Below are 11682 nucleotides of genomic sequence, written 5' to 3' on the forward strand. Positions count from 1 at the left end.
AATAAAAAATAAATATCTACACAATCTATTTAGAAAGCAGCTTATTCGACCAGTCTGCCTACGCAACAATGGTTACACAGCAATTTCATTGACTCGGCAACGCAAAACAAGAAAAACTCGGCGGCTGAAGTCCGATTGACGATCGGATTCCAACCACCGAGCAAGTTAAATCGATTTAGAAGCAGCACAGCTACCTCCCAGCTAAAATGCACATGCATTGTTTTCATGCTTTATTTTTCTCTTTTATTGCCAAGCTATGCTTTCGATAATACCTTTTCTCTGCTGCTCGCGTAAATAAGTTCGGTCATCAAGTAAGCAATTGTCGACTCCGCACCTTGATTGCGGTTCATACCGCTTGGCTCCAGCCCGTCATGGCAACCGCCGTTGAAATCAGCAAGCGGTTGCTGCAGGTCGTTTTCTCCATGAAACCAGGCGCGGCATCTCTTAATTACGGATAAATAGTGCTCCGGATTACTCAGTGCGGCGTACGCTTGCCCGGCAGCGAGCGCCAATTTCATTACTTCGAGCGGCTGCTGATCCCAGTGGTCACAGTGATCCGGTGTACACCATGTACGATTGCCGATCGGCCGGATTCGTCCCTCTTCCCCAGTCATTTTGTCAATCAGGAAGTCGAGTGTTTCCTCAGCGATCAACAATGCGTCGCTGTTTCCGGTTACTTGATACGAATGGAACAGCGCCCAAGGCAGTACACCGTTTCCATAAGTCATCATCGGTTCGAACCATTGCCAGTCGCCATCGGCATTCTGTTCATAGGCAGTCAGAAGCTGCGCTTCCAGTGCTTCCACCCGCTCAGGCGCCTGCTCACGAATGAAGTTCTGGAACCGCGGCAAATGACTCAGTTCATTGTTACATGAAAGCAGGAGACTTGTTGCTGCTAGCGTGTACGCCTTGCCGCGCAAGTGTTTGAGCATTTCTGCAGCACGAAATCCATTTTGAAAAAGCGTCGCCGCGGCAAAACGGCTGTCCGGATGAGGCAGATTCAGGCTTGCAACCGCGCAGCCCCAAAGTGACCTGCCGAAACAGTCGTCCGAGGGCTCCTCTGCTTCCGGCGAACGGTCGTAGCTGTAATTGTTATGAAAGTGGCCGTCCGGTTGCTGCGCATGACACAGAAATGACAAATAGATTTCCGCCAGACGTTGCAGTTCTTCCGCCTCGCCGCGCATTGCCGGGTCAGAAGCAATCCTGTGCTGCCAATTGCAGGTCAGCCATAGTGCGCGGGCGTTGTCATCGGTAGCGTAGCCTTCGCCGCGACGCGGAATGTTGCCCAGTGCATGCTCGACGATCCCGGTATCGTCCGTCATCCGTTTAAGATGCGTCAACTCAATTTTGCGTTTTGGCAATCGGCTCCACCCCGGAAAGCAATACATTTTGAATGGCTTCTAAAAAAACCTGACGATATTTTTTGCCGACCTGCGGCCAGCTCATCGGCAAGCCAATTTGAGCCATTTTCGCCTGGTAGGAGGCGCGCAGTCTGTCATCAGCAAGCAAGGTATCGATTTTTTCAATCCAGCCTGCTTGATCATGATACGCAACAAATAATTCTTGATTGTCTTTGAGCAGATCCTGCGCATAGCGGTACGGCGTTGTTAAGATTGGGCGGCCAAGGCCAATCGCATAAGCGAGCGTCCCGCTTGTGATCTGATCCATTCCCGGATACGGGGTGATATAAAGATCGCACGCGGTTATATAGTGAACCAAATCGTCCTCCGTCATAAAGGCGTCGATCATTTGTACATGATTCTGCAGCTGATGCTGATCGATGAACGTTTTTAACTCATTGCGGTATGTTTCGCCTTCTTGCCGTTTGACGTTGGGATGCGTCTGGCCAATGATCACATAGAGGGCGTTCGGCACTTTTTTAATCACCTCCGGAAGCGCGCGTAAAACGGCTTCAATCCCTTTGTTGCGGCTGAGAAAGCCGAAGGTCATGATTACTTTGCGGTCGGTCCAGCCAACCTGCTCACGAAAGGGGTTGCGTTTTTTCAGATCAGGGGTCGGCGTGCCATGAGGAATAAAGACGATTTTATCTTCCGGAATATGGAAGCTGTTTTTAAGATAAGAAATGGCTTTATGATTCATCACCACGATCCGAGCACTTCGCTGGGCCAGCTCCCGCTGAATCGAGGCATACGGTTCTTGCGGCATTTTAAAAACGGTATGAAAGGTTGTGACCAGCGGTTTTTTTAAAGCGCGTACAAAATCAAGAATATAGGCACCGGCATTTCCGCCGAAAATGCCAAACTCATGTTGCAGCGACACAACTTTCACCGAACTTTGATTCAGTTTCTCAGCGACGCATGCATACGCGGCGCGGTTTTCTTTCTCAATCGCCCAGTTGGAAAACGGATCGTTCGGATACACGGTGTCTTTGTCCTTGATGACAACAACCGGGTCATCGAGCGCATCACGTTTCGCTTTCTGAACGCCCTGTCTTAGATGATAGGTATAGGTTGCAATCCCGCACCGTTGAGGCAAATACGTACTTACATAGGCTACCTGTTCACTCATATCAACATCGCACTCCTTTAAATTGATTGTTACGCGTGATACAGGAATTAGCACTCGCTTGATTCGACTGCTAACACTATCGTAGTCTTTTTTTTCGGAAAATTCAAGGTGCGCATGACCACATACCGTTAACCACGGATGTTCCTTTAGCGCGGCAACAAGGAAAAGGCGAGATAAAGTGCAATGCCCCAAATCATCACAGCTGACAGCTTATTTACGAGGGATCGGATGCGCGTGCCGTCACTGATCTTGCCCACCCCATGCCCGCACCAGGCAAGTCCGAAAAACCACAGCCAAGAGACCGACGCACAAGCAGCAGCAAAGGCCCATTTTTCACTGCCGCTGTAATTGAGTGCGTTCGTTCCAATCACGCCGATGGTATCCAAAAGCGCATGCGGATTGAGCAACGACACCGAGAGCGCAAAGGTTACTTGTTTTTTCGCCGCAAATAATTCTGCGTGATTCGGCTTTATATTTGCCTGCTCCTTCCAAATTGAGAACCCGATCCAGATTAAAAAAAGAACGCCACCCGCCATAATGAGCCGTTGCACGCGCGGATCGGAAAAGAGCAGCATCGAAGCTCCGGAGACCGCTAGAAAAATGAGTAATGTGTCCGAAAACGCTGCGGCAATAATTGCCGCCAGTGCGCCGGTAATCCGCGGCGCCCGTGCCCCTTGATTAAAGATAAAAATATTCTGAGCGCCAAGCGGCAAGATCAGCCCAATTGCGAGAATAAAGCCATGAATAACAGCTGAAAGCATTGACGAACCCCCTTGAAGTTTCATAAGTCCCCAGTCCTTATTTTGATTGAAAAAAAGAAAAAAGTCTCCAACCAAACTTTTTTCTTTAACCCAGCCAAATCATGATAAAATTATAGATAAATTAGGCAGTTGGCCTTTTCATTAACTATTGACTGCCAACCAAGTAGTGGAGGAAGAACAATGCCATTGAAGCGCCAGTCGGCTATCCCTTTGTACCGTCAAATTCAAGACTATATTGCAGAAAAAATAACAAGCGGCGAGTGGGCGAGCGGTGCCAAACTTCCATCGCAACGCGCACTTGCCTCTTTTTTTCATGTGAATCGCAGCACCATCATTACTGCACTTGAGTCTCTAGCTGCACAAGGACTGATTGAGGGGCAGGCGCGGCGGCGGTACGCGCGTGATTAATAGCACCTGGAGCCTCATGGCGCAGAAGAAAGCAACCGACTGGGGCACTTATGTTGAAGCCGGCCGATACAAACCGAATCTTCCGATGATCCAAAAAATCAATCAAGCCGAATTTAATCCAAGGGTGATTCGCATGGGAACCGGCGAGCTCAGTCCCGAACTGCTGCCCAGCGAAAAATTCACTGAATTAGTTAAAGCGCTATCGCCAAACCTACTTTCACTCGGCTATCAGGAACCCAAAGGAGCGCTTCATCTGCGTGAAGCGCTGTCCCGCCATCTGAAAACAGACGGCATCAATGCCTCTCCTTCTTCCATTCTTGTGGTATCCGGAGCCCTGCAAGCCCTGCAGCTTATTTCAAGCGGATTACTTGACCGCGGTTCATCGTTGCTGCTCGCAAAGCCCTCTTACCTTTACTCCGTTCACGTTTTTCAATCCTTAGGCATGCGTTTCATTGGTCTGCCAAGCGATCATGAAGGCCTGCAGCCGGAACGTTTGGCGGCGTGCAAACGAAAATATCATGGCGTCATTCTTTATACGATCCCTTCTTTTGATAATCCGACCGGCGCGCTCATGCCGGAGAAGCGAAGGCAACAGCTGCTTTCCGTCTGCCAGCAGGAACAGCTGCCGATTATCGAGGATGATGTGTACCGTGAACTCTGGCTGGACGCGCCTCCTCCCCCATCCTTGAAAAGTATGGATCGTTCTGGAAACGTCCTCTATGTTGGCAGCATGTCTAAAGTGCTGAGCGCAGGACTGAGAATCGGCTGGATCGTTGGTCCTGAAGCGGTGATTGAACGACTCGCCGACATTAAAATGCAAAGCGACTATGGATCGAGTTCCTTAGCGCAATTAGCGGCTGCGGAATGCCTGCGAACCGGACTCTATCAGGAACATGCGGCCTTTGTTCGCAAACAGCTGCGCATGCGACGCAATCATCTCGTTGATCTGCTTCATACCTACTTTGCCGATCTCGGCCAATGGCAAATTCCTTCAGGCGGGTTTTACATCTGGCTGGAGCTGCTCCCGGCGATTGATCCTAAGCTGCTCTTTGAAGCCGCTTTGCGTCACGATGTACTGATCAATCCAGGTGTTCTCTATGATCGCAACGCGCGCCGCTACTTGCGGCTATCCTATGCCTACGCATCATTGCAAGAAATGGAGCAGGCCATGCAGCGATTACGGAAAATCGTATTGGAACTGGCAAACTAAACGGTTACAGGCAATCAGTCAAAGTTGTACCTAACCTCGTTAAAGTCGTACCTAACCTCGTTAAAGTCGTAGCGAAAACGTGTAAAGCTTAGCTCGATTAAGGGTCTCGCGGCTTAGTGCATCAGCTGTCGTCGATGGCGGGCGCACGCAAAAAACCTCCGCTCAAGCTGAACGAAGGTTCTCTTAAATCATCTCTCACTTTTTTCGCATTAAGAAGTAAGGTTCAACCGGTGCATCGACGGTCATGGTGACGGTCATCATCGGATTCGGTGCCCGATCGATCGGCTCGCCGTCTTCGTTCCACAGATCGCGTACCGTCTGTTTAAAATGGACAAAACCTGGTCCGTAGAATTCCACTTCTTCACCGACACCGAAATGATTGCGCTGCTCTAAGGTAGCCAGATGCGTCTCCGGATTATAGTCGAGCACTTGCGCGGCAAACGTGTATTTCGGAATCTTGCGCGGCTTGCCGAACAGCTGCTCCTTCTCGCCAGGAACACCATAATAGAAGCCGGTCGACAGATCACGCTGAGCCACTTTCCAGATCTCCTCTTCCCATGCCGGATCGAAGCGGAAGTGTTCCGGATCCTCACAATATGCGTCAACCGCATTCCGATAGACATTGGCAACGGTCGATACGTAATGAATCGACTTCATTCGCCCCTCAATTTTAAGACTGTTCACGCCGGCGTCGATCATATCCGGCAGGTGACGCAGCATCGCCAGATCAACGGCGCTCATTGAGAACGGCTCGCCGTCCTGTATGTGGCTGCGCGCCTCGCCCTCATCCATGTCGAATAGGTCATATTTCCAGCGGCAGGATTGCGCGCAGCCGCCGCGATTGGCGTCGCGATTTACCATATGATTGGAAAGGGTGCAGCGTCCGGAATAAGCGATACACATCGCGCCATGAACAAACGCTTCAATCTCAATATCCGTATGGCGGCGCATTTCGCGTATTTCTTCAATACCTACTTCGCGGGCAAGAACGACCCGTTCCAAACCGAGGCTTTTCCAGAATTCAAGCGTTTTATAATTGGTTGCCGACGCCTGTGTGGACAGATGAATCGCCAAACCCGGTGCCGCTTGTGCACAGATCGTAATCATTGCCGGATCAGAAATGATCACCGCGTCGATGCCGATAGATTGCAACGTTTTGAAAAACGCATCAGCGCCTCCGGCATCGCCTTCGTGCGTCACCATATTCGCCGCAACAAATACTTTCGCGCCGCGCGCGTGAGCAAACGCAACCCCTTCCGCCATCTCTTCATAGGAAAAGTTTCCGGCACGTGAGCGCAATCCATAGGCTTGTCCGCCGATATAAACCGCATCTGCGCCATAACGAATCGCCATTTTTAATTTTTCCAGATTACCTGCCGGCGCAAGTACCTCTGGTTTATTTTTTATTACTGTCATGTTCGTTCTCCCTTGCTGTAGTTCTGAGCTCCTCTGCCTAGATCAATGGACATCTTCAGGATTCTTCAAATAAAAGCCGGTGCCGAGTGGACGGTGTGCCGGCTGCAGTTTAGCCAATCGGTTGGCAAAGCTTTCCGGAACAAACGCGCCCGCCTCGACTGCACGTCTTGCTTCATCAAACAGTGCAACAATGCGGACAAAGCGGTCACCGTGAAGCAGTACACCATCCAGCTTCCATGTCTTTAATCCATGTTCCTGCATCGCGCCGAGCTGACCAATCAGCGACAGATCTTCAGTCGAGAAAATATGTGTCCCGTCTTCATCCTCGAAAATCGGATACTGGCTGTCTGCATTTTTCGGATCACGCAAAAACAATTGTTGATCGGGCGCTTCCGCATGGGTATAGGTGAAATAATTGGTAAGCAGCGGCCGCCCTGATTGATGGATGCAGGTCGGGCCATAGACCTGAACTTCAACCGGCTGCTTGAGTTTCTTCTGCATCGCAAACAACTCCTTCAAGGTTAGCTCGCGAGCGGCAACCGCCCCGGAAGCGCCTTGATTGACCCAAAAAGCGATTTGTTCTGCCGAGGTCACAAGTGTTCCTGCATCGTAAACAAACGGCAGTTCCAGTTTCAATTCTTTTAGTGTAAACATCGCGCCCGGATCACCGATTGCAACCGCATCGGCACCGAAATCGGCTAACTTCTGCAAGTAGTCCGGCAGCTGCGCGATCTGCTGATTGTGCATCAAGGCGTTACACGAAACCGTGACCTTCTTGCCGCGCTGATGCGCTCGCTTGATCACGTCTTCGATTTGTTCGAGACTGAGCGGCTGCGGCAGGCGAAGACCAAAGGGATGCCCACCAATGTAAAGCCGATCCGCGCCCACGTCCAAAAGCGCTTCTGCCTGCTCCAATGACTCTGCAGTAGCAATAAGTTCAATCAAAAAAATAACCTCCGTTTTTCAAGCAATAGCTGTTCTCATTATAACATGACACTGTTGATGCCGAACCTTTGAGATAAGGCAATTTAATGTGTATTTTCCACCGCGTGTGCTATGCTTTTTGTAGAAAAGACGTTGACACGCGGCGGTACTGCTTTTGCGGTACCGCAAGGAAGGAGAACCAACGAATGATCGGTTTTATCGGAATTGGACTCATGGGCAGCCGCATGGCCGGCCGCCTGCTCGATGCAGGAAATGATCTTGTCATCTACAATCGTACCCAGTCAAAAATGCAGCCACTGATTGAGAAAGGCGCAAAGGGTACGTCATCCCCTAAGGAAGTCGGCAGCCAAGCAGACATCGTGTTCACGATGCTTGCCGATCCGAAAGCAGTTGATGCCGTTGCCTATGGCGAACAGGGACTGCTCGCCGGCATGAAGCCGGGCAGTCTTTGGATCGACAGCAGCACGATCAGTCCGACACAGTCGGTACAGTTAGCAAAGCGTGCGAACGAGAAAAAGATTCGCTTTCTAGACGCGCCGGTTGCCGGATCAACGGGACCGGCTGAAAAGGGCGAACTGCTCTTCTTTGTTGGTGGCGATGCCGCTGATCTTGAAGAAGTTCATCCGCTGCTCAATGTGATGGGCAAAGCCGTCCATCATAAAGGAGCGAATGGAGCCGGAACCGCGATGAAGCTTGTCAACAATCTGATGCTCGGCCAATCGGTTGCCGCGTTTGCAGAAGCAGTCGCATTCGGAGAGCGTCTCGGTCTGGACAAGGAAGGCGTCATTCAATCGCTCTTCGCCGGGCCAACCGCAGCACCGATCCTTCATTTCAAGGAAAACAAGATGCTGAAGGAAGACTTCGAGAATGCCGATTTTAAAGTCAACAGTATCTATAAGGATATGGAACTGGCTTCTGAAGAAGCATACGGACATGGCTTTGCGCTGCCACTATCTAATCTGGTCAAAGCGTTTTACGGACTCTGCCAGCAGCAGGGAAAAGGTGATTATGATTTTGCAACCATCTATGATTTGCTGAAAAAGCACTAATTGAAACGATTAAGGAGCAAGAGGCCGTAAACCCCTTGCTCCTTTTTATTTGATACGTCTTTTTTTCCATTTTTTCACAGTGGCGCGTCGTTGCTGCTTTGCCTGCAGCAATTGATCCGCTGCCCGCTTGATCTTTTCCGGCAAGGCAAGCATCGGATCAGGATCGATCATCACATTCACATTATGCGTTTTGGCAATCGCCGCTGCTTGCAGGGCAACACCGACCGCCGCATGCTGCAGCAGTAAAATCACGCTGCTGCGCATGATGCTCCGTTTCACAATCGGCAGTTCCTCTTCTCCAAGCGTTTCCCCGCTGCTGTGCAGAAAAAATACACGCGCCGTTCCTTGAGTGCAGCTGCTGACCACCGCCGCTTTTCTACGGTTGCGGTGCGCGCGGTTGGCAATCTGCACACCTGCAAACGGAAGCGCACCATCTGAATGTGAAGCGCCAACGACCAAGATTGTCGGCCTTTTTCGCTTTCGCCTCATGTTATACCGGATTGGAGACGATCAAATCCATGGTGCCGAGCAGCTGCAGCGTTTGAACCGCAGCAGGTACAACCAGATGATCGCCTTTTTTCAGATCATAGCGCGTGCCCTCGATTTGCAGCGTGCCTTTCCCATCAAGAACACTCATTAACAGAAACGGCCAATTCTTCTGGATTGGTTCGGTGCGGCCGCGTACATCCCAATGCGATACGGTAAAAAGATGCTCACGAAGCAATTCGGTGAACTTTGCCTCCGCTTCTTGACGAACATGGTAGGTCAGACTTGGGTCAACATGCGGACAGTTGGCAACATCAATCGATTGCTGGATGTGCAGTTCGCGCGGTTTTCCATCTGAACCCGGACGGTCATAATCATAAACGCGGTAGGTTGTATCCGAGCTCTGCTGCGTTTCAAGAATCAGACAGCCGCCGCAGATGGCATGAATCGTTCCGCTTGGCACATAAAAAAAGTCGCCCGGTTTCACTTTGACACGGCGCAGCAGGCTGTCCCACTTTTTCTCAGCAACGTCCTGCTTAAATTCTTCACGTGTTTGCGCCGTATGGCCGTACACAATTTCCGAATCTTCATCACAATCAATGATGTACCAGCACTCCGTTTTTCCGAACGGTACATGCTCGTGCGTTTGCGCATAGGCGTCATCCGGATGTACCTGTACCGACAGATCCGTCCGCGCGTCCAGTATTTTCGTCAGCAGCGGAAAGTCGTCGCCTGAGTAGTTGTCGAACAGCTCTCTATTTGATGCCCAGGCATCGGCCAAGGTTTTTCCGGAAAGCGTTCCGTTTTTAATCACGGCCGGTCCGTTCGGGTGCGCGGAAATGCCCCAACATTCGCCGGTCGTTTCACTTGGAATCGTGTAACCGAACACATCACGCAGACGCGATCCTCCCCAGATTTTTTCATGAAGCGCAGGTTCTAGAAAAAGCGGTGTTTTATCCATCTCTGAAATCGTCCCCCGTTCTATACAATCCGTTTTCTATTATACCATTCTTTTTGTGACAGGAAATCGATGGTTATTCGAAGCGATGTGTCACACTTTTCTCAGACCCGATGAGCAAAAAAAGTGCCTCACCGTCAAAAATGACGTTTGAGGCGACTTGTTATTTTGGTTCGTCTCGTAGCAAATGGTTGACTTTACTGCGCATCCGTCACCGCTGCATCGGATTTTACCAAGCTGTGGTTTGGCATGAATATGCGATAAACAACGCCTGTCACGAGGACGCCGATCGGCCATGAGAACGCAGCGACTGCTGAAAATGCAGGGAACAATGCCAGAGGAACTGTAATCACGACACCGATCAGAAACGCAGCAAATGCTTTCATATGATAGCCTTTTGTATACCAATAGGCATGATCGGCACCTTCTTGATACAAGTCCTGAACGTTGATTTTCCCGTGTTTAATTAAATAATAGTCAACGATAATAATCGCAAAAATCGGGCCGAGAAAAGCGCCTAGACCGCCAAGAAAATAGTTTACGGCAATTGGATTGGCATACACTTGCCATGGCATGACCACCACCGACAGAACCGAAGTAATCATCGCTCCACGCCGGAAGTTAATCCGTTTCGGCGCAACATTGGCAAAATCATAAGCCGGCGAAACGAGATTCGCCACAATGTTAACCCCCATTGTGGCAATGATGAAAACCAGCGCACCGACGATCAGGAAAAAGGGATTGTCGACACGCTGAATCAGCAGCACCGGATCGGTAATCGCCTTTCCGAAAACGGTAATAGTTCCGGCCGTGATCACCACGCTGGCCAGCGAAAAGGCCGTAAAGTTGACAGGAAGTCCCCAGAAATTGCCGCGTTTTGTTGTTTTTACTGATGGAGAAAAGCGAGTAAAGTCGCTGACATTGAGAATGATGGTTGAAAAGTATGCGATGACAAGCGAAATGGCACTGAAGAATTGGACAATTGCTTGGCCGGAAGAAACCTTTACCGGACTGGCACCGATATCGATTTTGCCGCCCGCCTTAAACGTCATCCATCCGATTAAGATCAGCATCATCGCATAGACAACCGGTCCACAAAAGTTATCAAACTTTCGGATAAATTCCATTCCATAGTTAAAAATGAAAAATTGCAAAGCCCAAAGGAACAGAAAACCGATCCAGCCAGGAGCAGACAGTCCGAGAAAAGTTGTCCCCATCATCGACTTCATATCTGGAAAGATCAAAAGCAGGATCGCAACAACGGCGACCGAAGACAGATACGTTTGAATGCCATACCAGAAAATCGCAATGATCCCGCGAATCAAAGCCGGCACATTCCCTCCAAACACACCAAAGGAAATACGCGAGAGCACGGGATAAGGAACCCCGAGCTTCGTTCCGGCAACACCGGTCATATTTGCCAAATACATCACCACAACTGCACCAATAATTTCCGCAACAAGCACTTCCCAGCCGGTTAAACCGAGAAAAAAGAGCCCCGCCGCGAACGTATAGGTCCCGATGCTGTGCACGTCGGACATCCACATCGAGAGCAGACTGTAAGTCGTCCAGCGCCGCTCGCGTGCCGGTGCTAAATCTTCGTTGTACAGACGGTGACTGGCGCTTGAAACCGTTCCTGTGAAAATAGCTTGACTGGCTTTCTCCATCCATAACCCTTCTTTCAGTTAAATGCACAAACACGCTCGGCACGATCCGCCGCTTTCCGCAACGGATTCAACAGCTTCATTGTTCGGATTCCTAACAACTAACGTTATTAATTTTCACAATATATAGATTAGTACAGAAAATTATGCTCGTCATTAGTCAAGACAACTAAATGTTTTTCTAAAATTAATTAATTTAAACAAACGCTGGATTTATAATGTTATATTTTATTACAATCATTAACGTTAGAAAAAC

General features: G+C 49.8%; 9 protein-coding genes and 1 pseudogene. 2 read left to right on the top strand and 8 right to left on the bottom strand.

Annotation, left to right across the window (positions count from 1 at the left end):
- Positions 1–254: 254 nt before the first annotated feature.
- The 3 genes from AA84_RS0114430 to AA84_RS0114440 all read right to left on the bottom strand — a co-directional run bounded on the left by AA84_RS0114430 (position 255) and on the right by AA84_RS0114440 (position 3290).
- On the bottom strand, positions 255–1361 hold the full coding sequence (locus AA84_RS0114430) for a hypothetical protein (protein WP_028977788.1): 1107 nt from the start codon (positions 1359–1361) through the stop codon (positions 255–257).
- Positions 1342–2529 carry a glycosyltransferase family 4 protein gene (locus AA84_RS18055; RefSeq protein WP_037563849.1) on the bottom strand — a complete coding sequence of 396 codons (1188 nt, stop codon included), beginning with the start codon at positions 2527–2529 and terminating at the stop codon, positions 1342–1344. The genes AA84_RS0114430 and AA84_RS18055 overlap by 20 nt, the downstream gene beginning before the upstream one ends.
- 146 nt (positions 2530–2675) lie before the next feature.
- Complete coding sequence (locus AA84_RS0114440; protein WP_028977789.1) at positions 2676–3290, bottom strand: LysE/ArgO family amino acid transporter; 615 nt, start codon at positions 3288–3290, stop codon at positions 2676–2678.
- Between the two features lie 180 nt (positions 3291–3470).
- Between AA84_RS0114440 and AA84_RS18065 the strand changes: the two are divergent.
- Positions 3471–4908, top strand: a pseudogene (locus AA84_RS18065) (aminotransferase-like domain-containing protein).
- 195 nt (positions 4909–5103) lie between these two features.
- On the opposite strand, the gene AA84_RS0114450 reads toward AA84_RS18065, so the two are convergent.
- Complete coding sequence (locus tag AA84_RS0114450; RefSeq protein ID WP_028977790.1) at positions 5104–6324, bottom strand: peptidase U32 family protein; 1221 nt, start codon at positions 6322–6324, stop codon at positions 5104–5106.
- Between the two features lie 42 nt (positions 6325–6366).
- Positions 6367–7266, bottom strand: a complete 900-nt coding sequence (locus AA84_RS0114455; RefSeq protein WP_028977791.1) for a peptidase U32 family protein — start codon at positions 7264–7266, stop codon at positions 6367–6369.
- Between the two features lie 188 nt (positions 7267–7454).
- On the opposite strand from AA84_RS0114455, the gene AA84_RS0114460 reads away from it, so the two are divergent.
- A complete protein-coding gene (locus AA84_RS0114460) occupies positions 7455–8318 on the top strand; it encodes an NAD(P)-dependent oxidoreductase (protein WP_028977792.1) in 864 nt (287 codons plus the stop codon).
- 45 nt (positions 8319–8363) lie between these two features.
- On the opposite strand, the gene AA84_RS0114465 is transcribed toward AA84_RS0114460, so the two are convergent.
- The 3 genes from AA84_RS0114465 to AA84_RS0114475 all read right to left on the bottom strand — a co-directional run bounded on the left by AA84_RS0114465 (position 8364) and on the right by AA84_RS0114475 (position 11429).
- Positions 8364–8807: a hypothetical protein gene (locus AA84_RS0114465; RefSeq protein ID WP_128166351.1), complete on the bottom strand. Its 444-nt coding sequence runs from the start codon at positions 8805–8807 to the stop codon at positions 8364–8366.
- Position 8808: 1 nt separating this feature from the next.
- Positions 8809–9765: a mannose-6-phosphate isomerase, class I gene (gene manA, locus AA84_RS0114470; protein ID WP_028977794.1), complete on the bottom strand. Its 957-nt coding sequence runs from the start codon at positions 9763–9765 to the stop codon at positions 8809–8811.
- Between the two features lie 194 nt (positions 9766–9959).
- On the bottom strand, positions 9960–11429 hold the full coding sequence (locus tag AA84_RS0114475) for an NCS1 family nucleobase:cation symporter-1 (RefSeq protein ID WP_028977795.1): 1470 nt from the start codon (positions 11427–11429) through the stop codon (positions 9960–9962).
- Positions 11430–11682: the final 253 nt, after the last annotated feature.

This window comes from Sporolactobacillus terrae DSM 11697 (assembly GCF_000648615.1).
Taxonomy (GTDB): domain Bacteria; phylum Bacillota; class Bacilli; order Bacillales; family Sporolactobacillaceae; genus Sporolactobacillus; species Sporolactobacillus terrae.